The sequence below is a fragment of the Granulibacter bethesdensis genome, from assembly GCF_001889525.1.
Taxonomy (GTDB): Bacteria; Pseudomonadota; Alphaproteobacteria; order Acetobacterales; family Acetobacteraceae; genus Granulibacter; species Granulibacter bethesdensis_C.
Genome location: NZ_CP018192.1, coordinates 17,213 through 39,551 on the forward strand (window position 1 = coordinate 17,213; position 22,339 = coordinate 39,551).

Annotated in this window: 22 protein-coding genes; 9 read left to right on the plus strand and 13 right to left on the minus strand. The window is 59.2% G+C overall.

Going from position 1 to position 22,339, the window contains the following annotated elements:
- The first annotated feature begins 79 nt into the window (after positions 1–79).
- The 4 genes from GbCGDNIH6_RS00075 to GbCGDNIH6_RS00090 all read left to right on the plus strand — a co-directional run bounded on the left by GbCGDNIH6_RS00075 (position 80) and on the right by GbCGDNIH6_RS00090 (position 2,459).
- A complete protein-coding gene (locus GbCGDNIH6_RS00075; RefSeq protein ID WP_232449853.1) occupies positions 80–583 on the plus strand; it encodes a methylated-DNA--[protein]-cysteine S-methyltransferase in 504 nt (167 codons plus the stop codon).
- A 12-nt stretch (positions 584–595) separates the two neighbouring features.
- Positions 596–1,582 (plus strand): quinone oxidoreductase family protein, encoded by a 987-nt coding sequence (locus tag GbCGDNIH6_RS00080; RefSeq protein ID WP_072562410.1) that lies wholly within the window; start codon positions 596–598, stop codon positions 1,580–1,582.
- 123 nt (positions 1,583–1,705) lie between these two features.
- On the plus strand, positions 1,706–1,912 hold the full coding sequence (locus GbCGDNIH6_RS00085) for a cold-shock protein (protein WP_025285611.1): 207 nt from the start codon (positions 1,706–1,708) through the stop codon (positions 1,910–1,912).
- A 241-nt stretch (positions 1,913–2,153) separates the two neighbouring features.
- Complete coding sequence (locus GbCGDNIH6_RS00090; RefSeq protein WP_072562411.1) at positions 2,154–2,459, plus strand: HU family DNA-binding protein; 306 nt, start codon at positions 2,154–2,156, stop codon at positions 2,457–2,459.
- 141 nt (positions 2,460–2,600) lie between these two features.
- Here GbCGDNIH6_RS00090 and GbCGDNIH6_RS00095 read toward each other — a convergent pair whose 3' ends face one another.
- Positions 2,601–3,935: an Nramp family divalent metal transporter gene (locus GbCGDNIH6_RS00095; protein ID WP_072562412.1), complete on the minus strand. Its 1,335-nt coding sequence runs from the start codon at positions 3,933–3,935 to the stop codon at positions 2,601–2,603.
- Between the two features lie 214 nt (positions 3,936–4,149).
- Between GbCGDNIH6_RS00095 and GbCGDNIH6_RS00100 the strand changes: the two genes are divergently transcribed.
- The gene (locus GbCGDNIH6_RS00100; RefSeq protein ID WP_072562413.1) at positions 4,150–4,938 is read left to right on the plus strand and encodes an amino acid ABC transporter ATP-binding protein; all 789 of its coding nucleotides are present in this window, start codon (positions 4,150–4,152) and stop codon (positions 4,936–4,938) included.
- 191 nt (positions 4,939–5,129) lie between these two features.
- Here GbCGDNIH6_RS00100 and dnaJ read toward each other — a convergent pair whose 3' ends face one another.
- The 4 genes from dnaJ to hrcA all read right to left on the minus strand — a co-directional run bounded on the left by dnaJ (position 5,130) and on the right by hrcA (position 10,301).
- Positions 5,130–6,254 (minus strand): molecular chaperone DnaJ, encoded by a 1,125-nt coding sequence (dnaJ, locus tag GbCGDNIH6_RS00105; protein WP_072564180.1) that lies wholly within the window; start codon positions 6,252–6,254, stop codon positions 5,130–5,132.
- Positions 6,255–6,429: 175 nt separating this feature from the next.
- The gene (dnaK, locus tag GbCGDNIH6_RS00110) at positions 6,430–8,328 is read right to left on the minus strand and encodes a molecular chaperone DnaK (protein ID WP_072562414.1); all 1,899 of its coding nucleotides are present in this window, start codon (positions 8,326–8,328) and stop codon (positions 6,430–6,432) included.
- A 189-nt stretch (positions 8,329–8,517) separates the two neighbouring features.
- Positions 8,518–9,102, minus strand: coding sequence for a nucleotide exchange factor GrpE (locus tag GbCGDNIH6_RS00115; protein ID WP_072562415.1), 585 nt, complete (start codon positions 9,100–9,102; stop codon positions 8,518–8,520).
- Positions 9,103–9,245: 143 nt separating this feature from the next.
- Positions 9,246–10,301 carry a heat-inducible transcriptional repressor HrcA gene (gene hrcA, locus GbCGDNIH6_RS00120; protein ID WP_072562416.1) on the minus strand — a complete coding sequence of 352 codons (1,056 nt, stop codon included), beginning with the start codon at positions 10,299–10,301 and terminating at the stop codon, positions 9,246–9,248.
- Positions 10,302–10,609: 308 nt separating this feature from the next.
- On the opposite strand from hrcA, the gene rph reads away from it, so the two are divergent.
- Genes rph through hemW form a run of 4 tightly spaced genes read left to right on the plus strand, consistent with a single transcriptional unit; the run spans position 10,610 to position 13,845 of the window.
- On the plus strand, positions 10,610–11,362 hold the full coding sequence (rph, locus tag GbCGDNIH6_RS00125; RefSeq protein WP_072564181.1) for a ribonuclease PH: 753 nt from the start codon (positions 10,610–10,612) through the stop codon (positions 11,360–11,362).
- Positions 11,363–11,403: 41 nt separating this feature from the next.
- Entirely contained in the window at positions 11,404–12,021 is a 618-nt protein-coding gene (gene rdgB / locus GbCGDNIH6_RS00130) for an RdgB/HAM1 family non-canonical purine NTP pyrophosphatase (RefSeq protein ID WP_072562417.1), read from the plus strand.
- Between the two features lie 43 nt (positions 12,022–12,064).
- Entirely contained in the window at positions 12,065–12,664 is a 600-nt protein-coding gene (locus tag GbCGDNIH6_RS00135) for a nitroreductase family protein (RefSeq protein ID WP_072562418.1), read from the plus strand.
- On the plus strand, positions 12,661–13,845 hold the full coding sequence (gene hemW, locus GbCGDNIH6_RS00140; RefSeq protein ID WP_072562419.1) for a radical SAM family heme chaperone HemW: 1,185 nt from the start codon (positions 12,661–12,663) through the stop codon (positions 13,843–13,845). The genes GbCGDNIH6_RS00135 and hemW overlap by 4 nt, the downstream gene beginning before the upstream one ends.
- 12 nt (positions 13,846–13,857) lie before the next feature.
- Here hemW and GbCGDNIH6_RS00145 read toward each other — a convergent pair whose 3' ends face one another.
- From GbCGDNIH6_RS00145 to GbCGDNIH6_RS00180, 8 genes are all read right to left on the minus strand, one after another.
- Positions 13,858–14,313, minus strand: coding sequence for a hotdog family protein (locus tag GbCGDNIH6_RS00145; protein WP_072562420.1), 456 nt, complete (start codon positions 14,311–14,313; stop codon positions 13,858–13,860).
- Positions 14,310–15,146, minus strand: coding sequence for a beta-ketoacyl synthase chain length factor (locus GbCGDNIH6_RS00150; protein WP_232449854.1), 837 nt, complete (start codon positions 15,144–15,146; stop codon positions 14,310–14,312). The genes GbCGDNIH6_RS00145 and GbCGDNIH6_RS00150 overlap by 4 nt, the downstream gene beginning before the upstream one ends.
- 2 nt (positions 15,147–15,148) lie before the next feature.
- On the minus strand, positions 15,149–16,318 hold the full coding sequence (locus tag GbCGDNIH6_RS00155) for a beta-ketoacyl-[acyl-carrier-protein] synthase family protein (protein ID WP_072564183.1): 1,170 nt from the start codon (positions 16,316–16,318) through the stop codon (positions 15,149–15,151).
- Positions 16,319–16,328: 10 nt separating this feature from the next.
- Complete coding sequence (locus GbCGDNIH6_RS00160; RefSeq protein ID WP_072562421.1) at positions 16,329–18,728, minus strand: MMPL family transporter; 2,400 nt, start codon at positions 18,726–18,728, stop codon at positions 16,329–16,331.
- Positions 18,729–18,853: 125 nt separating this feature from the next.
- Positions 18,854–20,197: a dicarboxylate/amino acid:cation symporter gene (locus GbCGDNIH6_RS00165; protein ID WP_072562422.1), complete on the minus strand. Its 1,344-nt coding sequence runs from the start codon at positions 20,195–20,197 to the stop codon at positions 18,854–18,856.
- A gap of 136 nt (positions 20,198–20,333) precedes the next feature.
- A complete protein-coding gene (locus GbCGDNIH6_RS00170) occupies positions 20,334–20,819 on the minus strand; it encodes a LolA family protein (RefSeq protein ID WP_157692280.1) in 486 nt (161 codons plus the stop codon).
- A gap of 16 nt (positions 20,820–20,835) precedes the next feature.
- Positions 20,836–21,870 carry an LpxL/LpxP family acyltransferase gene (locus GbCGDNIH6_RS00175; RefSeq protein ID WP_072562424.1) on the minus strand — a complete coding sequence of 345 codons (1,035 nt, stop codon included), beginning with the start codon at positions 21,868–21,870 and terminating at the stop codon, positions 20,836–20,838.
- A 110-nt stretch (positions 21,871–21,980) separates the two neighbouring features.
- Positions 21,981–22,337 carry an ApeI family dehydratase gene (locus GbCGDNIH6_RS00180; RefSeq protein WP_072562425.1) on the minus strand — a complete coding sequence of 119 codons (357 nt, stop codon included), beginning with the start codon at positions 22,335–22,337 and terminating at the stop codon, positions 21,981–21,983.
- Positions 22,338–22,339 lie beyond the last annotated feature (2 nt).

The window sequence follows — 22,339 nt, forward strand, 5'->3', positions numbered from 1 at the left end:
GTATGAAAGATCTGATCGGATGTAATCAGACCGAATGCTCCTGTCTTTCATCTCACTCTCTTACGAGACCGGACCTCCCATGCCGCAGCTTTCCCTTCATTCACCTCTGGGTGTTCTGACCATCACGGAAGATCAGGGCTATATTGTTTCTCTCGACTGGGGCGAAGCAATGGGCAGCCGTGATCGAACGCCCCTGTTGAAAAAAGCCGCAGAGCAGGTGCAGGCCTATTTTGATGGTGATCTGAAAAACTTTGATCTTCCGCTGATGCCGGAGGGTACCGAATATCGCAGAAAAGTCTGGCAGGCTTTACAGGATATTCCTTATGGAAAAACAATGACATACGGGGCATTGGCCGCGAAAGTCGGGGGCTCGGCACGGTCCATCGGTCAGGCCAATCATTTCAATCCCATACCCATTATCATTCCCTGCCACCGTGTCATTGGCAGCAATGGCGCTCTTGGCGGATATAGCGGACTGGATGGCGTGGAAACGAAGCAGTACCTTCTGTCGCTTGAAAATCCTGATCCGGATATGGTTCATCCGGCATCACCCTCTTTCCAGCCGTCATTACCCCGTTCCTGACAAGGATTTGTCATGACTAAAGCGATTCGTATGCACGCTCATGGCGGTCCGGATGTTCTTTCATGGGAGGATGTGCCAACGCCTGTTCCAGGACCTGGAGAAGCTGTCATTCATCATGCTGCGGTGGGGCTGAATTTCATTGATATTTATTTCCGCTCCGGTTTGTACAAAGCACCCTCGCTCCCGACTGTTCTGGGAATGGAAGGGGCTGGCACCGTCATCGAAATCGGTGCAGGTGTGACAGATATTCAGGTTGGAGACCGGGTAGCCTACGCGACTGGCCCGTTAGGTGCCTACGCGACAGAGCGCACGATCGCAGCTGACCGGTTGGTCAAACTGCCTGACTCGATTAGCTGTCAGACAGCCGCCGCCATGATGCTTCAGGGCCTGACGGCGCAATATCTTCTGCGGCGGACCTATCCGGTCAAACGCGGAGATACGATTCTGGTCTACGCTGCGGCGGGTGGAGTGGGTCTGATACTCTGCCAGTGGGCCGCTTATCTGGGGGCTTCGGTCATTGGTGTTGTTTCTACTGAGGAGAAAGCGACCTTGGCGCGTGCCCATGGAGCCAGCCATGTGATCGTGTCTTCCAATGAGCACGCCGCCGATATTGCAGGCGAGGTCCGCCGCATCACACATGGCGCAATGGTGCCGGTTGTATATGACAGCGTCGGTAAGGATACGTTCGATGCCAGTCTCGACTGTCTGGCGCCGCTGGGGCTGATGGTCAGCTATGGCAACGCTTCCGGCCCGGTGCCACCATTCTCGTTAACGACCTTGTCCGCCAAGGGAAGCCTGTTTGTCACACGGCCCAGCCTGGCAACCTATACGGCAAAAAGGGCTGATTTGCTGGCTATGGCGCAGGATCTGTTCGACGTCGTTGCCGCGGGTCATGTCCATATCGAAATCAACCAGACCTATCCGCTCCAGCATGCGGCAGAGGCCCAGCGTGCCCTTGAGGAGCGGCGGACGACGGGAAGTACGATCCTGATCCCCTGAAAACTCGATAAATCTGCACTGAAAGGCCGATCAGACATTGATTATTATCCCGTTCGGCCATTACCCTTTCCGTCACGGTTGGTATCGTGTCATGATGCCGATGAAACTAACGGGGAGGCGTTGATGCCGACTGGCACCGTCAAATGGTTTAATGCGACCAAGGGTTATGGATTTATTCACCCGGATGGGGGCGGTGCAGACGTGTTCGTGCATATCTCCGCCGTTGAGAAGGCTGGCCTGTCCAAGCTGGATGATGGTCAGAAGCTCAGCTTCGACCTTGAGGCCGGTCGTCAGGGAAAGACCTCCGCGGTTAATCTGAAACTCGCCTGATACGATTAACTCTTTCCATATCCGGCTGGTCAGGTCCCTCAACGGAGTACCTGTCTGCCGGATGTGCCTTTACGCTCCATAATGAGCAGTGTGGATGGCACGAGTCTTTTTGCTTATTGCCTGCTTTCTTGAGCCAGCCAGACCATTTCAACCATTGACCAGGCGTTGGTCTGTCTCCATTGAGGCATTGACCAGCAGTTCCAACCATCGGCCATAGAAAGCCAGAGACGGGAGAAGCGCAATGAACCACGCCGATCTGATTGATAAGATCGCCAAGTCAACAGACCAGACCAAGGCTACGGTTGATGCCGTCGTGTCCGCTGCAATTGAGACAATCAGCGCGACGCTGAAGGCGGGCGAGGAAGTCCGCATCAGCGGTCTCGGCATTTTTGATGTGTCCGAGCGCGCCGCTCGTCAGGGTCGTAATCCGCAGACTGGTGCGACGATTGAAATCGCCGCGACCCGTGCGGCCCGCTTCCGGGCTGGTAAGGCGTTGAAGGATGCCGTCAACGGTACCACCGTCAAGGCAAAGGCCAAGAAGGCCTGATCCATCGCGCAGATTGCGTCTGATGGTAGTTATCCTGTTTTTGAAGCAGGATTTATAAGAAGCAGAAAGCAGGCTGTTCAATGCAGTCTGCTTTTTGTTTACCTGGTTATCTTTTAGCCCAAACCAGCCTGGCCGGATTTTTCAAGGAGCGGCTGGCAGGCCGGGAATGGTAAACCCGAAAGCCTGTATCAGCAGTACCATATTCAGCCCCAGCACAATGGCGGCAGCGGCTGAGGCGACCCATTGCGTCACCCGATGATTGACGAATGGTCCCATCAATCCACGGTGTCCGCTGAAATAGATCAGGGCGATCATGGGGGCGGGCAGGGCGATGCTAAGAATGACCTGACTGATCACCAACGCATCGGTCGCGTTCACCCCGGCCAGAATGACGATAAAAGCCGGGACCATTGTAACCAGCCTGCGCAGCCAGACTGGAATACGGATATGCACAAACCCCTGCATGATCATCTGACCTGCCATCGTACCGACGACAGAGGACGAAATACCGGACGTAATCAGGGATATCAGGAATATAGCGGCTGCGCCGCCGCCCAGAAGTGGCGTCAGGGTATGATAGGCTTGTTCTATTTCAGCCACATCACTATGCCCGACATGGAAGGCCGAGGCGGCCATGATCACCATGGCCATATTGACCATCCCGGCAAGTGCCAGAGCCAGCATGACTTCCCGGTTGGAAAAGCGAATCAGACGATGCCGGGATGCGTCATCCGTGGCAGCAGCAGCGCGATTCTGTGCCAGGCCGGAATGGAGATAAACGGCATGTGGCATCACAGTTGCCCCAACAATCCCGGTGGCGATTGTCAGGGCTGTTGCATCTGGTAGACGTGGCGTGATGGTTGCCCAGGCTGCAGCGGTCCAATCCACCGGTGCAATGAACATTTCAGCCAGATAGCAGAGGCCGATCGTGGCCACTAATGCCCCGATGACAAGCTCCATGGCCCGGTATCCCCGTTTTTCAAACAGCAGCAGGGCAAAGGTAATGATGGCCGTGGCCACCATACCGATGATCAGAGGAAGCCTGAACAGCAGAGCCAGCCCGATTGCCCCGCCCAGAAATTCTGCCAGATCAGTTGCCATCGCAGCGATTTCGCTGATGATCCATAACGCGATCACTAAGGGGCGGGAAAAATGGTCACGGCAGAGTTCCGGCAAATTTCGCCCGGTTGCGATGCCAAGTTTGGCTGAAAGGGCCTGAAACAGCATAGCGATCAGATTGGCAGCTGCCACGACCCAGAGCAGTGTATAGCCATAGCGTGAGCCGGCCTGAATATTGGTCGCGAAATTGCCGGGATCGACATAGGCGATGGAAGCGATCACAGCCGGGCCGGCAAACAGAAGACCGGTTTTCCAGCCTCTGCTTTTGCCGGCGATTGCCTCGGCCAGTCGTAAGGAGGTGCGATCCGTTACGGTCGGACCGGGGGAGGGCGCACAGGCAGGAGTGATCTGAGTCATGAAATACTACGGTTCGTCGTGAGAAAAACCGGTGTGTGCCGGACCTGATCCAAAAAGTGTAACCTGTGCTACAAAACGTCAAGAGCGAAGGTGGAGTACCGCAAAGGATGGCATGCTGCGGTGGATGCAGCTTGCGCGGAAAGGGGGGAGGGGAGACAATCAGCCATGGCCCGCGACCATATCACTGCGCGCCTCGACCCAACGGACGTGATGTATGAAAGAAGCCCCTGCCACCGTTTTGACGCCTGACTCCGGTGAGCCCTCTGTGCCCTGTAATCGTGCGGTGGTCATCATGGAGAAGGTCAATCAATGGTATGGGCGCATGCAGGTATTGCGTGATGTTTCCCTGTGCGTGGAGGAGGGAAGCTGTGTCGTGCTCTGCGGCCCATCAGGCTCCGGCAAGTCTTCGGCCCTGCGTTGTATCAGCCGTCTGGAAACCCATCAGACTGGCCGTATCGTGGTCGATGGGGTGGAACTGACCGATGACCCCGCCTGTATCAGTCGCATACAGCGGGACGTGGCCATGATTTTTCAAAGCGTCAATTTATTCCCGCATATGAGCATATTGGAAAACTGTACACTGGCCCCCATCTGGTCGCGGGGCATGCGACGCGAGGAAGCAGAGGCCAGTGCCGCCGAGGCACTGCGCCAGGTCGGCCTGCTGGACAGGGCACACCAGCATCCCTCTGGCTTGAATGCCGGGGAGTTGCAACGTGTCGCCATTGCCCGCGCCTTGTGTATGTCACCGCGTATTATGCTGTTCGATGAACCAACCGTGGCGCTGCCGCCGGAGATGAAGGGGCCTGTGCTGGAGGTTATGGAAAGCGTAGCAAAAAGCGGCATCACCATGATCTGTGTCGCGAATGAGCTTGAATATGCCCGCAAGGCGGCAGATCGCATTATTTTCATGGATCAAGGCAATATTCTGGTGAATGACGTGCCATCAGTATTTTTTGAACGGACTGATCCCCCCGCGTTGATGGCGTTTCTCGCAACCGTCTGAAATATCTGGCAGGCAATCCCACCTAAAAAAATTGGGCGGCACGATCGGGGGAGATCGTGCCGCCTCTGTTTTTCCTACGGCACAGGTGGGGGGGAAAGCGCCGCAGTTAAACCCTGAACGTGTATTTTGCTGCAGGGTTCATCACTATATTGGTATGATATGTTCATTTTTGATGGGTTTGGCTAAAAAAATCAGCGTCCTTCAAAAAATTCCTTTACCTTGGCAAAGAATCCTTCAGCTTCAGGACTTGCTTTGGTCGTGGAGGCTTCACGCTCGAATTCTTCCAGTAATTCCTGTTGCCGTTTGCTGAGATGCTGCGGCGTTTCGACATTCACCTGAATATACATGTCGCCTCGTGCCGGGCTACGCAGCACAGAGAAGCCTTTTCCACGCAGACGGAATTGCTCGCCGCTTTGCGTGCCGGCCGGAATTTTGACCTTGGCGCTGGTACCGTCGATCACGGGCACCTCGATTTCTCCACCCAGAGCAGCCTGCGTCATCCGTAGCGGAACCCGGCAGAAAATATTTGCCCCTTCCCGCTGAAAAATCGGATGCGGACGAATGGCGACATGGACGTACAGATCGCCGGGCGGTGTGCCATTCGGGCCAGCTTCACCCTCACCCGAGAGGCGAATGCGCGTGCCATCCTCGACTCCGGCAGGAATGGAGATCTGGAGCGTGCGCTCCTGGGAGACGGTTCCGGCCCCCTGACAGACCCGGCACGGATTACGAATGACGCGTCCCGCACCGCCGCAAGTGGGGCAGGTGCGCTCCACCACGAAGAAACCCTGCTGCGCCCGCACCTTGCCGGCGCCCTGACAGGTCGGACAGGTATCGGCACTCTTGTTTTTGTCTTCGCTGCCTGTTCCGTGGCAGGACTCGCAGGTAACGCGGGTGGGCACGCGCAGCGTGGCTTTGGTGCCGTTGAAGGCCTCGACCAGATCGATTTCAACCGCAGCGCGCAGGTCGGACCCTGTGCGAGGGGCACCCCCACGCCGCCCCATGAAGTCGCCGAACATCTGATCGAAAATATCGCCCAGACCGCCTTCCTGGAAGCCGCCGAAACCGCCCCCTCCTCCTCCACCGCCATTCTCGAAAGCGGCATGACCGAAACGGTCATAGGCGGCCCGTTTCTGTTCGTCTTTCAGAACATCATAGGCTTCGCTGACGTCCTTGAATTTGGCCTCGGCTTCGTGATCGCCCGGATTGCGGTCCGGGTGATACTGCATGGCGAGCTTGCGATAGGCTTTTTTCAGCTCATCGGCATTGGCGTCTCGGGCGACGCCAAGAGTGGCATAATAATCCTGCTTGGCCATGGGCATTTCTCAGCTAAGGTCCTGTCCGCGGCAGAGCGGAAACCGTGCTCATGCAGCAGATGACAGGGCGGGGCAATCAAAAAGGCCGAACCACGAAGAAGGGGCACGCCATTCAGGCGTGCCCCTGGTCGTGTAATCCCGGCCTTTCATCAAGACCGGAGCCTGACACCAGGGGTCAGGAATGCTTCTTCGGATCGACTTCCTCGAAATCCGCATCCACGACTTTTTCCCCGTTCGGGCCAGCCTCGGCTTCACCGGCGGGGGCCTCGGACTGGGCCTTGTACATCGCCTCCCCAATCTTCATGGCAACCTGGCTCAGACGCTCGGTGGCCTGGGTCAGGGCAGCGAGGTCATCGCCTTCCAGTGCGGTGCGAGTAGCGCTGATGGCGCTTTCCGCCTCGCCTTTATCGGCTTCGGCGATCTTGTCGCCCTGCTCCTTCAGGTTTTTCTCGACCTGATGGACCAGGCTTTCGGCCTGATTGCGGGCTTCGACCAGAGCACGGCGCTGCTTGTCGGCTTCGGCATTGGCCTCGGCTTCCTGTACCATGCGCTGGATATCAGCATCGGACAGACCACCGGAGGCCTGAATCCGGATCTGCTGTTCCTTGCCGGTTGCCTTGTCCTTGGCGGAGACGTTGACGATACCGTTGGCGTCGATATCGAACGTCACCTCGATCTGCGGCACGCCACGCGGTGCGGGGGGCAGGCCGGTCAGATCAAACTGGCCGAGGGACTTGTTATCCGCCGCCATTTCACGCTCGCCTTGATAGACCTTGATGGTCACGGCGGGCTGATTGTCTTCGGCGGTGGAGAACACCTGGCTTTTCTTGGTCGGGATCGTCGTGTTGCGGTCGATCAGGCGGGTGAACACACCGCCGAGGGTTTCGATACCCAGCGAGAGCGGGGTTACGTCCAGCAGAAGAACGTCCTTGACGTCGCCTTTCAACACTGCGCCCTGCACGGCGGCGCCGATGGCCACCACTTCGTCAGGGTTGACGTTGCGGGCCGGTTCCTTGCCGAAGAACTGTTTGACGGCTTCGATCACCTTTGGCATGCGGGTCATGCCGCCGACCAGAATCACGTCGCTGATTTCGCCTGCGGACACGCCGGCATCTTTCAGCGCCTTGCGGCAGGGTTCCAGCGTGCGCTGGATCAGATCATCCACCAGGCTTTCCAGCTTGGCGCGGGACAGCTTCAGCACCAGATGCTTGGGACCGGAGGCATCGGCGGTGATGAAGGGCAGGTTGATCTCGGTTTCCTTGGAGGAAGACAGCTCGATCTTCGCCTTTTCCGCGGCTTCCTTCAGACGCTGCAGGGCCAGCTTGTCCTTGCGCAGGTCGATACCCTGCTCGCGCTGGAATTCTGAGGCCAGATAGTCGATCACACGGGCGTCGAAATCCTCACCGCCGAGGAAGGTGTCGCCATTGGTGGACTTCACCTCGAACACGCCATCGCCGATTTCGAGGATGGACACGTCGAAGGTGCCGCCGCCAAGGTCATAGACCGCGATGGTGCCGGTATTCTTCTTGTCCATGCCGTAAGCAAGGGCGGCGGCGGTAGGTTCATTGATGATGCGCAGGACTTCGAGACCGGCGATGCGACCTGCATCCTTGGTGGCCTGACGCTGGCTGTCATTGAAGTAGGCCGGGACGGTGATGACCGCCTGCGTGACCGGCTCGCCGAGATAGGCTTCGGCGGTTTCCTTCATTTTTGACAGCACGAAAGCACTAATCTGGCTCGGCGCATATTTCTCGCTACGGGCCTCGACCCATGCATCGCCATTATCGCCACGCACGATGGCGTAGGGCACCAGATCCTTGTCCTTGGCGACGGTCGGATCGTCATAACGGCGGCCGATCAGGCGTTTGACGGCGTATAATGTGTTGGAGGGGTTGGTGACGGCCTGCCGCTTGGCGGCCTGTCCGACCAGACGCTCCCCGCTATCGGTGAACGCGATCATGGAGGGGGTTGTACGCGCGCCCTCTGCGTTTTCCAGCACGCGCACATCCTTGCCTTCCATAATGGCAACGCAGGAATTGGTCGTGCCGAGGTCGATACCGATGACCTTGCTCATAAGTCTGCTCCTTTCCAGCGGATGCTGACGGCCCGAAGCACCGCGTGCATCCCCGATTTATATTCGTTCGATGATGTAAGAAGGAGAAGCGTCCCGGGCAAGAGGCTGCTTCACCAGATTCCGGCATGGATGGTTAAAACTGCGACATCTCTGTTGAAGTCGACCGATTCAGCCGGGGAAAACCTGTTGTCAGACCTTTGACACGACCACCATGGCGGGTTTCAGCAGGCGGCCATTCAATGTCCAGGCCGATGTCCATGCCTGAATCACTGTGCCCGGCGGATGCTCGGCGCTGGGTTGTTCGCTCATCGCCTGATGAAGGTTGGGATCGAACACCGCCCCGGTCGGGTCCGTGCCGCTGATACCATTGCGCTCCAGAATAGAGATGAAATTCCGCTCCACCCCCTCCAGCCCTTCCCGCACGCGGGTCAGGGAGGCAGGTTCGCCATCCTCTGCCGCCGGCAGGGCGGACAGGCCGCGCCGGAGGTTTTCGGCGGCTTCCACAATGTCGGCCGCGAATTTTTGCACGGCGTAATTGCGGGCATCGTCGGCGTCACGCTTGGCGCGGGCGCGGACATTGGCCATCTCCGCCTCTGCCCGCATCCAGCGTTCGCGAAAATCGTCCCGCTCCGCTTCCAGTGCGGCGATGCGGGCTTCTGGTGTTTCCGCGGCAGCGTTCTGCGGCTGCTCGCCGGAATGAATCTCTTCCTGATCTTTCGGAAGTTCCTGCTGCGTTTCGTCCTGCATGGCTGTCGCCTCGGTTTCGTTCGTCATGGGCGGTGACTTAGCGCATCGACGCCGTGGAACAAGGGATGAAACTCTGAAACCGTGTTTCTGCGGTGTTTTTCGTGTCCAGAAGCGCAGATTCATGCCGATTTCTGTTCCGTCTGTGCTTCAGGGTATGACAGGGGCTATGTTCAAATCTGTCCGGCGCCGCCCAGCAGACGACCAATGACCCGGGCGGTATAGTCCACCACCGGGATGATGCGGCCGTAATTGATGCGAGTCGGGCCAATCACGCCAATGGCACCGACGATCCGGTTGGCATCGTTTCGTGCCGGTGCCACCACCATAGACAGGCCGGAGGCTCCGAACAGGCCGCTCTCGGCACCGATGAAAATCCGCACACCATCCGAGTTTTCCGCCAGATCGAGCAGCCGCAGGATGGTTTCCTGTGCTTCCAGCTGATCGAACAGCATCTGGATGGCGGCCAGCTGACCGGCCTGCACGGCATCGGCAAGCAATTTGCCCTGGCCACGCACGATCAGATTGCCGCCGCGTTCCTCGCCGCTCCATGTGGCAAGCCCTGCCTCGACCACCTGTGCCGCCAGCGTATCGAGCTGGGTGCGGTTGGCGGTGATTTCCTCCGTCACCAGGCGGCGGAGATCGGCGAGAGGTTTGTTGCTGAGCCGGGCGTTCAGATAATTCGCCGCCTGTTGCAGGGCGGAGGGTGGAAGACCGGGTGGGATTTCCATGACCCGGTTTTCCACCTGTCCCTCGGATGTGACCATGATCACCAGTGCCCGCCCGGTACTGAGCGGCACAAATTCGATATGCCGCAGTGCACCTTCCGATTTCGGCGCTAGCACCAGTCCGGCAGCGGAGGAAAGGCCGGAGAGCAGGGTGGAGGCCTCGGTCAGCGTGTCTTCGAGACTGCGCCCGCGGGCTTCCAGCGATGCGGCAATACTGTTCTGCTCGTCTTCCGAGAGTGCGCCGAACTGGAGCAACCCATCCACGAACAGCCGCAGGCCGCGATCGGTGGGCAGGCGTCCGGCGGAGGTATGGGGGGCAAACAGCAGCCCGGCATCCGTCAGATCGGCCATCACATTGCGAATGGTCGCGGGGGACAAATTCACAGGCAGACGGCGGGATAGGGTGCGACTGCCGACCGGCTCCCCGGTTTCGACATATTGCTCGACAATCTCGCGCAGGATTGCGGCAGAGCGTGTGTCCAACCCCGCTGGCAACCCCATTGGCAGAGGGCTGACCGGAAGGCTGGCCCCCAGAACTTTACCCAGACCTGAACTGCGGGGGGATGGTGAAACAGAACGTGGCATGCATGAAAACCTGATCTGCCATAACGGTAGGAAGCCGGAAGGGGCGGGTCAATGACGATGCGTCCTATGTCTGCATATTTTCAGGATGCTGATCCATGATATGGGGCTGCGGGATGGGTTTTCATGGTGCGCGGCCTTGTCAGCCTTTCCCTGATCCGGCACTCCACACGACAGAAGCCGGCTTCTGTCGTAGCAGTCTGGTCATGTCCAAAGGATTGCCCCCCATGTCTGTCCCCGGCCTTTCTTCAGCACGCCCGTCCGGTCGTGCGGCCGATGCATTGCGTAGCGTCAGTCTGGAAACCGGTTTTGCGCATCATGCCGAAGGCTCCTGCCTGATCAGGATGGGCCGTACCGAGGTTCTGTGCACCGCCAGTGCCGAGCCGCGGATTCCGGGTTTTCTGCGTGGCACCGGCAAAGGGTGGGTGACGGCGGAGTATGGTATGCTGCCGCGCGCCACTCACAAGCGTGGAGACCGGGAGGCCGCCCGGGGAAAGCAATCTGGTCGCACGCAGGAAATCCAGCGGCTGATTGGTCGTGCCCTGCGTGCCGTGGTGGATCGGGATGCAATGGGGGAGATGAGCATCACGCTTGATTGTGATGTGCTGAATGCGGATGGAGGGACACGCTGTGCTTCTGTCACCGGCGCGTATGTTGCACTCAGTCTTGCCTTCCACAAAATGGTAAAGGCTGGCGTACTGAAAGCGGTGCCGCTGCGTGGTCAGGTGGCGGCAGTTTCTTGCGGCGTGGTGGGGGGGCAGCCTGTGCTGGACCTCGATTACATTGAAGATTCAGGGGCCGAGGCGGATTCCAACTTTGTGCTGACCGATGCGGGCGGCATCGTCGAAATTCAGGGAACGGCTGAAGGCGCTCCGTTCAGCGAGGCGGATTTCTCTGCGATGCTGGGTCTGGCTCGTCAGGGAACGGCACAGCTTTTCACCATGCAGCGTGACGCCATTGCCGCGTTCCTGTCCAGATAATGATCGCCGAAATCAGGACTGAGCGAAAATAGAGAGGGATCATGAGCGAGGCCCGGAGACTGAACCGGAATGATACACTCCTCCTTGCCACGCATAATGCCGGTAAGGTGCGGGAATTCGACAGTCTGCTGAAACCGTGGTCGATCACGCTGGTTTCCGCAGCTGCCCTCAATCTTCCGGAGCCGGAGGAAACCGCAAGTGATTTCGTTGGCAATGCCCAATTGAAAGCACTGGCTGCGGCGCAGGCCTCGGGGCGGCCCGCGCTGGCGGATGACAGCGGTTTCTGCGTGGCCGCGCTGGAGGGCGATCCCGGTATTTTCTCCGCCCGCTGGGCCGGCCCGGAAAAGGATTTCGCCACCGCCATGCAGCGGATTCACGATTTGGCTGGTGAGGATGAAGACCGACGCGCCTGGTTTGTGTGTGCGCTCAGCCTCGCCTGGCCGGACGGGCATACAGACAGTTTTCTGGGCCGGGTTGATGGTGAAAGGGTCTGGCCACCGCGTGGCACACAGGGTTTCGGCTATGACCCGATATTCATTCCCCGGGGCGGCAGCCTGACCTATGGCGAGATCGCGCCTGCCGAAAAAGACGCCGCCAGCCATCGTGCCCGTGCGTTCGAGCAGTTTGCCGCCGCGTGTTTGCCTCTGGCAGAATCCTGATCGGGCGCACACCGTATTTTCTACAGTCTCAAAGGACAGGATCATGACCGAAGCCAATGGTCGCCGTGCTGATCATCCTATCGATGAACTTTTTCTGGAACGTTGGTCTCCCCGTGCCTTTACAGGGGAGACCATGCCCCATGATGAGCTGCTGACTGTTCTGGAAGCCGCCACCTGGGCACCGTCCGGCTATAATGCGCAGCCATGGCGGTTCATCTATGCTCATCGTGATACGCCACATTTCGAGACCCTGCTGAAGCCGTTGATCCCGTTCAATCAGGGCTGGGCGAAAAATGCGTCGGTGCTGCTCTATGTGGTGTCGCACACCGTGCTGACGCCGCCGGGCAAGGACCAGCCGGTGCCGAATCACAGCCATTCTTTCGATGCCGGTGCGGCCTGGGCACTCCTGGCCTTGCAGGCGCATCTCAAGGGTTGGGCGACACATGGCATGACCGGCGTTGATTTCGCTGCTGCCGCTGAGGCACTGAATGTTCCCGCAGATTACCGGATTGAAGCGGCGGTGGCGATCGGACGTCGGGCCGATCCTTCCCTGCTGGATGAGGCCGCGCGCGCGCGCGAGGTTCCCAACAGCCGCGAGCCGGTGCAGAGCAAAATCTTCGAAGGCGCTTTTCGCTCGGCATGAGGGGGGATGCGCCATCCCCCGGTGATGGGACAACAGAACCGCTGGCGTTGTATATTCACTGGCCGTTCTGCTTGTCCAAATGCCCGTATTGCGACTTCAACAGCCATGTGCGGGATGAGATTCCGCAGGCGCGTTTCGCTGCAGCGTTGCGGGCTGAACTGGCATGGGAGGCGTCACGGCTCGGGCGTCGTCCGCTCGCCTCCGTGTTTTTCGGCGGTGGCACGCCCAGCCTGATGGCACCGGAGACTGTCGCTGCTCTGATTGAAGAGGCCACCCGGTATTTTCCGCCGCGCGACGATCTGGAAATCACGCTGGAGGCCAATCCGACCAGCGTGGAGGCCGGACGTTTTCGTGCCTTCCGTCAGGCTGGCGTCAATCGCGTATCGCTGGGGATTCAGAGCCTGCATGACGAGGCTCTGAAAGGGCTTGGACGGCAGCATGATGCAGGGCAGGCGATGGCTGCGCTGGAACTGGCCCATACGATTTTCCCCCGCCTGTCGTTCGATCTGATCTATGCCCGACCCGGCCAGACTGTGGCGGCGTGGCGACAGGAGTTGCGACAGGCTTTGTCGCTGGCGGGTGATCATCTGTCGCTTTATCAGCTCACCATCGAACCCGGTACTGCCTATGAAGCGTCTTTCCGCCGGGGGGAGATCATACTGCCTTCGGATGAACAGGCGGCAGAACTATACGATGTGACCGGAGGAGAAGCGGCACAGTTCGGCATGACGGCCTACGAAGTGTCGAACTATGCCAGATCAGGGGCGGAAAGCCGGCATAATCTGGCTTACTGGCGCTATGCCGATTATGCGGGAATCGGGCCGGGGGCCCATGGGCGTGTGAGCCATTCCGGCAGCCTCTTTGCCACCAGACGGCATCGTGCGCCGGAGCCATGGGCGGAACTGGTGGAGCGTCAGGGCCATGGTTCGACCCTTGAGGAAGAGGTCGAGCCACAGGAACGCGCCCGGGAAATGCTGTTGATGGGGCTGCGGATCACGGATGGTATCGATGAAGCCCGCTTCCGGCAGCGTACCGGTTTGACTCTGGAACAGGCGGTGGATCAGGAGATTCTATCGCTGGCGCTGGACAATGCCTATCTCAGCCGGGCGCATGGCCATTTGCGGGCCTTGCCGGAGGGCAGGGTGCGGCTGAACGCGCTTTTGCAAGCATTGGTGCTCTGACGCCCATCAAGGTCAGGCGGCAGTAGGAGGCAGGACGATACTCGCCTCCCCTTCAGCCAGCATGGTGCCATCTTCGGCGGCCACAGACAGCGCATAGATCATACCGCCCGGGCTGTTCAGCAGCATGCGGGCCGAGACATGGAGGGTGCCGAACCGTTCATCATCCAGCCGCGGCACATGCAGGCTCACGGCGCGTAGACCTGCCAGATAACCCGGTCTTGCCGCCGCGCCATTCAGTAAGGCTCCATGCAGGGCGGCAGCCTGAAGCGCATATTCGATGCCGCATACCGCACCGAGCCGTCCGCCTTCCCGCAAGGGATTATCCGGCAGAAGATGAGACTGGGACAGGCAGGTTATGGTGCTGTCATCCCACGTGATGACACGTTGCAACAGGCACATGCTGCCCTGATGCGGAATCAGCGCGGCGATGGCAGCGGGGCTGTCGGGGGTGTTCCGTATTCCGGTCATGACAGGCGTATACGCACATGACCGGAGAGCAGAGTGGCATGAGCCTCACCGCCACGACCCCCAGCCAGAAGGCTGAGCAGGCGCAGGGATCGTGCCGCCGGATTCATCTCCGCCAGCGCGGCGAGGGCAGGGAGATCGGAAGCGACCAGCGCGGAATCGGCCTCTCCGGCACTGAAATCGACCGACAGACGGCCTGCATCGTCGCCTCGCCCGGCCTGCTGATCCGGTGTCAGCACGAAAGCGGCGGCGAAGGCGCATTCCGTCCGCCGCTTTTCCGCCAGCGGCGAAGCAAGGGGAGCATCATAGAGACAGAGCAGAACGGGCTCTTGTTCTATCCCGGCCTCCACCACTGCTTTGAGCAGTCCCGCACCAAAAGTATGATCGTGGCAGCCGATGCAGTTGGCGGGGGCGCTGGCACCATGGGCGATGGTCCAGTATCCGGCGGGCGCATTGTGAACCGAATTGTGAAACTGTGTCGGTGACAGCTGCACATCCGAGGCGTTTTCGGTGGTTGTCAGTGTTTCCAGAATTCCGTGCAGCAACATGCCGTCGCCATTGCCGCTGGCAAAGATGCTGCGCAATGTCTGTGGTTGAAGGCCACTCTGTGCAACGGCCTGTTCGGCTGCATACAGGGCGAGACGTGCCACCATGCCGGTCCGGCGACGCTCATTGGGTGACAGGATGGAGGGCGGCGGTGGTGGCTCCTGACTGGAAAGATCCAGAGGCGTTTTGCCGGTCAGCACGCCCTGACTCTGCTCCCAGCCCAACAGACCCGGTCCCCAGATGGCAACACCCGCGATCCGGACGGAGGGGGGAGAGGACATGGATGGCATGATCAGAGCTGTCCTACCAGCAGGCTGCAATTGATACCGCCGAAACCAAATGCGTTGATCAGAATGCGGCGAGGCGAGACGATCAGATTCTCGGTCAGCAGCCGGGCAGTAAACGTGGGATCGGCTTGTGACACGTTGATGTTGCCGGGTAGAAAACCGTGTTTCAGGGACAGCATTGCCAGTGCCACACCCACCATGCCCGCTGTCCCCAGCGTGTGACCCATCCAGCCTTTGGAGGAGCCGCAGGGTGTCTGCGTGCCGAATATCTCGGTGATGGCACGGTCCTCCATCGCATCGTTCTGCCTTGTGCCGGTGCCATGGAGCGCCACGAAATCAATGGTATCGGGAGAAAGCCCGGCGCTGCGCAACGCACCACGCATTGCATCCGTGGCGCCCCGGCCTTCCGGATGTGGGGCGGACATATGATGACCGTCACTGCTGGCGCCATGACCCAGCAGCATAGCGGGGGCTTCGTCGCGTTCCAGCAGGGCGAACCCGGCTGCCTCGCCGATGGAAATGCCGCGCCGTCCGGCATCACCGGGCTGCGTGGCATCGGGAGAGATCAGTTCCAGCGCCGCAAAACCGCGCAGGGTCATCCGGCACAGGGTATCTGCACCCCCCACCACCGCGGCATCGCATAGTCCGCTGGCAATCAGTTGCTGGGCATCGGCAAAAGCCTTGGCGGCAGAGGCGCAGGCAGTCGAAATCACGAAAGCCGGGCCCTCCAGCTGCAACCGCGCCTGCACGAAGCGGGCGAGTGCAAACAGATCGTGCGTGTTTTCGACATCCAGATCATCGGGAAGTTTTTCTCCCGGCGCGCGGCAACGATAGGCTTCCTCGCTGGTCAGGATGCCCGATGTGCTGGTGCCAAGTACGACGGCGATCCGCTCTGCGCCATAACGGGCACGCGCATGGGCGACATGGTCCGAAAATCCGTCACTATGCAGGGCCATATCGGCCAGACGGTGGTTGCGGCAGTCGAACCGTGCCAATGCGGATGGAAGGCTGTATTCCTCCAGTCCCTCTACACGTCCGATCCATCCCTCGGTGATGCCGAACATGTCACAGCGCCGCAAACCGCTTTGTCTGGTAAGCAGAGCCTGCAAGGTCGTTTGTTCGTCCCGCCCGATCGCGCTGACAAGGCTGGTTGCGGTAATCCCGAGTGGTTGCATCGTGGCGGTATCATCCATTCTCGGATGGGAGGGAAATGGCAGGCGAACCCGTATCTTGCGGACGAGCCATGAAGAAGGCCAGCACCAGCGCGCAGAAAGTGCCGCTGGCCACGGTCAGGCCGATACTGGCCAGCAGCGGGGTCTGGCATGTTGCCAGAAGTCCGAAGCTCAGCAAGGTCATGCCGTTGCAGACCAGCAGGGTGCGGAGGGTGCGCACACGTTCCTCCAGATCCAGCGGAGCGCCATGATCTCCCCGTCGCGTCAGGAACAGCGCATAGTCCAGAGAAATGCCGATCATGAGCTGAATGGCTGTTACGTGGAACAGGGAGATCGAGACCCCGGCAAGTTTCAGCAGCGCCAGAGTGACGCAGAGAGCCGCGCCGATCGGGACCAGAACGGCCAGCAACCGTTTCGGTTGCCGCAACCCGGCCGCCAGGGCGAACAGCGCCAGCAAGGCGCCTGCGCCAAGCCAGCGAAAGGCCTGACCCGTAAAGCGGTTCACCAGCCCGTTGGTGGCTTCCCGGATATCGATGACCTGTGCCGGACCTGTGCCGGACTGGTCCAGCAGACTCTGGAACGTATCCGCGTCCGTCAGACCGGTCAGAGAGGCGATGCCATACCAGCTGCCACCGCGCTGAAACAGCATGGGGGCCAGACGTGCCCGCAACAGAGGGCTGGGTAAGGCGCGCAGGGGGGAAGCCGTCCGTTGCTGCTGCGCATCTTTCAGGAACGGATCGAAGGCTCCGTTTGCGAAGGGCAGGCCTGCCATGGCAGCCATGACCCGGTCATGCAGTTCTGGCGCGGGTGGAAGAGCGGCCTGATGTTGGCGCTGGGTGTATTCACTGGGTAAAAGATCGGCAGGACCGAGCGAGGATGTGATCAGGCCGCGTTGCCGCATCTGGTGCAGAAAGGGGGTTAGACGCTCGGCGTGGCGTAGAACATCTTCCTGGCTGGTGCCGCTGAATACCAGCAGGACGCTGGCATCTGGTGCGCCAATCTGGCGGCGCAGGGTTTCATCCAGCGTCATCTGGCTTGCCGGTACCGGACTCAGATGAGCCAGATCGCGTTCCAATGGCGGAAGGCCGGTGATGGCCAGATAGAGAAGGGCCAGACAGGGAACCAGGAGCGCCAGAGGTCGAAAACGGTGCAGCCGCTCCAGCCTGATCATCCATGCAGGCGCAGCATTGTTCCGCCCGGGCGTTTTCAGCAGGGCAGGTGCAAGATCGGCCGAGCGGACGACAGGGGGCAGCACGAGGAAAGTGGCCAGTCCTGCCCCCAGCAGCCCCATCACCGAAAACAATCCCAGCTGCGCCAGAGCGGGGAAGCTGGAAAAGACCATCCCGATCAGCCCCAGCGAGGCTGCGATCATGGTCAGGCCCAGCGTCATTCCGATCCTCCGCCGTGTTGCACGTACCGCCTCGCCGGGACGACGATGGCCGATCCACAGTACCGGATAATCCAGCGTGACACCCAGCATGGTGAGGCCGAAACCTAACGTCACGCCATGCACGCTGCCGTTCCAGAGCTGGATCGTGGCCGCGGCCAGAGCAATGCCGAGCATTGGTGGAATCAGCATGGCCACCAGTACGGCAGGCGAGCGGAAGCGCCATAGAAGCAGGCCCAGAATCAGCACGCCGGACAGAATGGCGATGCGGTGAATATCGGCCTTGACGATGCTGGAAGCCTGTTCGGCGAAAATCGCCGGCCCGGTCAGATGCAGGGAAAAGGCGTCCTGATCGGTTGGACTGACGGTACGACGGGCTTCTTCAAAGGAAGAGCGCAACAGGGAGAGGGCAACCTGTTGTTCCTCGATACTCGAACCGGCATGCAGCCGGGTCAGCAGAAGGGCACGTGGTTGCTGATCCGGTTGTTCCGGCGCAAACCACACGCCATCCACTGTGCGCGGGCCACTGAATCCGCCCTCCAGCCATTGTGCGGCCACTGCGCCGAATGCACCGGTCGGATCGGCAAAACCATAGCGGGCCACGACCGGTGAGGCCGCTCCTGACAAACCGGTCAGCAAGGCCTCGAAATGATGATGCAGGGCATCGATGGTAAAATGCTCCGGCGTGACGGCGTCAGAGAGAAGATAGCGGTCTGCAAACAGTTTTTCCGCTTCCTGATCCATGCCCGCACTGCTGTTCATGATGAGGCTGAACAGGCTGTGTCCTCGCAACTGTGCAGCCATCCTCTGGCTGATTTTTGCGAGAGCCGGCGTGGATGGGCCATCTATTCCAGCCAGAAGCAGAGTCGCTGCCTCTCCCTCCCGCACTTCCCGTAACAGGAAGCGGGAAGCAGAGTCTGTACCGGGAGGCAGGAAATCGGTGATGTCTGTGCGGATGCGGATCTGTGTCAGCACCAGACCCAGACAGACAGCGCAGAGAAGAAAAACGGCCAGAAGTCGTTTCATGGAACTGCGCGTGTCACGAGAGTAAATAATCCTGTTGCCGCATATCCTTGGTAGGAGCGGACGCTTCGTCCGGTCAAGCCGGACGAAGACAGCGCACAGGATCGGTCAGTAGACCAAAGACAGAATCACGATGTTGTGACATGCCCGGCAAGATCCTCACCGGCTTCTACAGGACCGAATTCGCCATTCAGGGCCGCTGTCAGCTGGTTCTTGTCCAGTTTGCCTTCCCATCGCGCAACCACGATTGCAGCGACGGCATTACCGATCAGGTTGGTAAGCGCTCGGCATTCCGACATGAAACGGTCTACGCCGAAAATCAGCCCGATTCCTGCAACGGGAATGCTGGGAATCACTGACAGGGTGGCAGCCAGAGTGACGAACCCGGCCCCGGTTACTCCGGCAGCGCCTTTGGAACTGAGCATGGCAACGGCCAGTAACAGGGCCTGATCACCCCATGACAGCGGAATGTTCAGGGCCTGGGCAATGAACAGCGCCGCAATGGTCATATAGATGTTGGTACCATCGAGATTGAAGGAATATCCAGTCGGAATCACCAGACCGACCACGGTTTTCTCGCAGCCTGCGGCCTCCATCTTGGCCATAAGTCCAGGCAGAGCAGGTTCAGAGGAGCTGGTGCCGAGAACGAGGAGAAGCTCTTCCTTGATGTAGCGAATCAGCTTGAGGATGGAAAATCCGTTATACCGTGCGACAGCCCCCAGTACAATCAGCACAAACAGGATGGCGGTGATGTAGAATGTTCCTACCAGCATCGCCAGATTGAGAATGGATCGGATGCCGAATGTGCCAACCGTGTAGGCCATGGCTCCGAATGCACCGAGCGGTGCGGCGCGCATCAGGATGGCGACCAGCCTGAAGATACTGGCAGAAAGGGATTCCAGAACTTTCAGCAGGGGAGTGCCTGTTTCACCGACCGATGCCAGCGCAATCCCGAACAGAACGGAGAAAAACAGCACTTGAAGGATGTCACCGCTTGCAAGCGCGCTGACAGGTGTGGCCGGAATGATATTCAGCAGAAAGCCGATCAGGCTGGTATCATGCGCTCTTTGTACATAGGTCTGCACAAGTGAGGGTGAAAGCTTGGCCGGATCAGCATGCATGCTGGCACCAGGCTGCACGATGTTGACCACGACCAGACCGACGACCAGTGCGAGAGTCGAAAAGCACAGGAAGTAGATCATAGCCTTGCCTATGACCCGGCCAACGGTTTTCATGTCCCGCATGCCGGCAATGCCGGTCACGACCGTCAGGAAAATGACAGGCGCGATGATCATTTTGACCAGCTTGATGAAAGCATCACCCAGCGGTCCAAAAGATTTTGCGACACCCGGCGCAAAATAACCCAGCAGGATGCTGAGGGCCATGGCAATCAGCACCTGTACATACAGGTGTTGATAAAATCTGCGTGGTTGATAAGGCTGTGGTACCTGTGAAACCGGGGCCATGGCCATTGTTGTGTATTCCCCCTTATTGTCCCGCATCAGGGCCGCGGGTTATGAGAGGGTGCCATATGCCTTTTTCGTTTCATTATAAAGTCATAATCGGAATCTTGGCTGAACAGATTTTAGAACATCTGTCAGGAACAAATTAGTCAGGTGTGATCTGCATGATACTGCGATCACCATTGGCCTGAACCGTATCCGTCTGTCGTAGCTGATGACCAATGCCATCCATACGGACGACGCTTACAAATCCTGAAATATGTCCGTCGATCGGTTTCAGGATGAGACGCCACGCATCACCTCCCAATGATTCATAGGCAATCTGGTAATGCTTTTCCAGCGTTGCCAGATTGCCGGAAAGCGCACCGCGGACAGTATCCACCAAGGCACCCAGTGCAGGCTGGGTGGTCAGATCAATGGTGTGGGGTGGTTCGGGCGGATGGATCAGAACCAGTGTCTCCCCTGTCACACGTAGGGTTTCGGGGGAGGGAGAGGTAATCGTTTTCTCCAGCCGGTCAGGTCGTTGATAGAATAGGCTCCCTTCCGAAATAATGGGTTTGGTCAGTTGGGAAAGCGTCTTTTCTTCCCTGAAATGTGCATGGGATGTCTCGACCTGCGCCAACCGGGCCATCAGTTGATGCAGCGGGTCAGATGGCTGGCTGGCCGGGGGCGGGGAAGCGGGTTTCCGGTCTGCGGCTATCGCCTGACAGGCTGGAACGCTGCCCAATAGGCACAACGCAATCAGGCTGGCAATCCGGCTGATTGAGAGCGGTTTCACCGGTGCCTTCATCTGTGTGCCAGAAATCATAAAAATTGAACCAGTTGTAAGGATAGGCCCGTGCATGGTGTTCCAGCCGGGCGGTGAAAGCCAGCAGCCATTCCTGCACGGCACCGAGACGATTCTGTCTGGGCAAGGTGATGCGGTCGGCAAAGGGTTCGATGATGATGGTATAGTGGCGTGGCCCGGTCCTCAGCCCGAAACACAGCAGGACTGGCGCTGCCGTAACGGCGGCCAACAGCAGCGGCCCTGCCGGAAAATGGGCCGTTTTGCCGAGGAAAGGCACACCGAGCATGCGTTGCGGCATGTGGGAACGGTCGGCCAGCAGCCCGATCAGTTCTCCCCGGCCAAGCGCTTCCTGTACATCCAGTGCCGTACTGGCCCGCCCGATATCGATGATGTCCTGAGCAGCCTGAGGATTGAGACTGTCCAGTGCAGCCGACAGACCGCCCGTATGCTCCCGCCACATCAGCGGCCTGACCCGGACCGGGCAATTTTCCAGCGTGATCAGTGCGCGCAGACTTTCAAAGCTGCCAAGATGGGCACCGAATAACAATGCACCCTGACCGGTTCTGGCATGGTGGTGCAGAAGATCCAGACCATGTACAGTAATTTTGTAGCTGCTGATCCGGCCGGACAGCAAAAAAACGCGGTCCAGAATCACGGAGGCAAAGCAGTAGAAATGCCGATACAGATCGCGCAAGGTTGCGGGCCGGTTGAGCGCTCGCTGTAAAAACTCTCTGCTGGCGTGACGCGCCCGTGTGCGGGTGATCAGATACCACCCTGCTACCACAGGCATAATCAGGAACCTGATCAGCCAGTTCACTCGCAAGGTCAGGCGGATCAGGAGTGCAGGCAGAAATTGTCCACCGCCTTCCTTCACTCTGGTCCAGTAAATGCTCATCGGTTCAGTGGATCGTGCTGGCAGGTGAAGCCATGAGTGCTTCACGTGAAACAATCCACAAGGACGTCATCCTCCCAGCAAGGCCGATCTGGAGGTGGCGGGGAAAAAGGTTAGACATGACCCATCCCCTCCTGCAGGGTCGTCGGGTGCATGGCCTGGACCCTGGCCTTCAGTGAGACTCCGCTTTCGGTTGAGAGGATGATGATACTCTCTCCGTTCTTGGCTGCTTGAGTGGAGATATCGACCCTATCCCCCGGCAGAACGGGCATGGAAAAACGGGCGGAGGCGATATGAACCGGCGCCTGATCCATCTTCAGGAATCGCAGGGCATGATCCAGCAGCAGAACACCCGGCAGCAATGGCCTGCCCGGAAAATGCCCGGCCAAAGCAGGATGATCCCGTGTGACCTCAAACCGTGGCGGAGGCGTGATAGTACCCTGCTGATCGTTTGAAACACCGTCATTCATGG

Bases quoted from the DNA above. Each gene is read 5' to 3' on its own strand.
- rph (WP_072564181.1), top strand. From the start codon at position 10,610: ATGTCTGTCCCCGGCCTTTCTTCAGCACGCCCGTCCGGTCGTGCGGCC.
- hrcA (WP_072562416.1), bottom strand. From the start codon at position 10,301: ATGGGGTTGCCAGCGGGGTTGGACACACGCTCTGCCGCAATCCTGCGC.
- hemW (WP_072562419.1), top strand. From the start codon at position 12,661: ATGAGGGGGGATGCGCCATCCCCCGGTGATGGGACAACAGAACCGCTG.
- GbCGDNIH6_RS00075 (WP_232449853.1), top strand. From the start codon at position 80: ATGCCGCAGCTTTCCCTTCATTCACCTCTGGGTGTTCTGACCATCACG.
- GbCGDNIH6_RS00150 (WP_232449854.1), bottom strand. From the start codon at position 15,146: ATGCCATCCATGTCCTCTCCCCCCTCCGTCCGGATCGCGGGTGTTGCC.
- dnaJ (WP_072564180.1), bottom strand. From the start codon at position 6,254: ATGGCCAAGCAGGATTATTATGCCACTCTTGGCGTCGCCCGAGACGCC.
- GbCGDNIH6_RS00165 (WP_072562422.1), bottom strand. From the start codon at position 20,197: ATGGCCATGGCCCCGGTTTCACAGGTACCACAGCCTTATCAACCACGC.
- GbCGDNIH6_RS00170 (WP_157692280.1), bottom strand. From the start codon at position 20,819: ATGGCCCGGTTGGCGCAGGTCGAGACATCCCATGCACATTTCAGGGAA.
- GbCGDNIH6_RS00180 (WP_072562425.1), bottom strand. From the start codon at position 22,337: ATGAATGACGGTGTTTCAAACGATCAGCAGGGTACTATCACGCCTCCG.
- GbCGDNIH6_RS00175 (WP_072562424.1), bottom strand. From the start codon at position 21,870: ATGAGCATTTACTGGACCAGAGTGAAGGAAGGCGGTGGACAATTTCTG.
- GbCGDNIH6_RS00085 (WP_025285611.1), top strand. From the start codon at position 1,706: ATGCCGACTGGCACCGTCAAATGGTTTAATGCGACCAAGGGTTATGGA.
- GbCGDNIH6_RS00145 (WP_072562420.1), bottom strand. From the start codon at position 14,313: ATGACCGGAATACGGAACACCCCCGACAGCCCCGCTGCCATCGCCGCG.
- GbCGDNIH6_RS00090 (WP_072562411.1), top strand. From the start codon at position 2,154: ATGAACCACGCCGATCTGATTGATAAGATCGCCAAGTCAACAGACCAG.
- GbCGDNIH6_RS00095 (WP_072562412.1), bottom strand. From the start codon at position 3,935: ATGACTCAGATCACTCCTGCCTGTGCGCCCTCCCCCGGTCCGACCGTA.
- GbCGDNIH6_RS00135 (WP_072562418.1), top strand. From the start codon at position 12,065: ATGACCGAAGCCAATGGTCGCCGTGCTGATCATCCTATCGATGAACTT.
- GbCGDNIH6_RS00080 (WP_072562410.1), top strand. From the start codon at position 596: ATGACTAAAGCGATTCGTATGCACGCTCATGGCGGTCCGGATGTTCTT.
- rdgB (WP_072562417.1), top strand. From the start codon at position 11,404: ATGAGCGAGGCCCGGAGACTGAACCGGAATGATACACTCCTCCTTGCC.
- GbCGDNIH6_RS00100 (WP_072562413.1), top strand. From the start codon at position 4,150: ATGAAAGAAGCCCCTGCCACCGTTTTGACGCCTGACTCCGGTGAGCCC.
- GbCGDNIH6_RS00115 (WP_072562415.1), bottom strand. From the start codon at position 9,102: ATGACGAACGAAACCGAGGCGACAGCCATGCAGGACGAAACGCAGCAG.
- dnaK (WP_072562414.1), bottom strand. From the start codon at position 8,328: ATGAGCAAGGTCATCGGTATCGACCTCGGCACGACCAATTCCTGCGTT.
- GbCGDNIH6_RS00160 (WP_072562421.1), bottom strand. From the start codon at position 18,728: ATGAAACGACTTCTGGCCGTTTTTCTTCTCTGCGCTGTCTGTCTGGGT.
- GbCGDNIH6_RS00155 (WP_072564183.1), bottom strand. From the start codon at position 16,318: ATGCAACCACTCGGGATTACCGCAACCAGCCTTGTCAGCGCGATCGGG.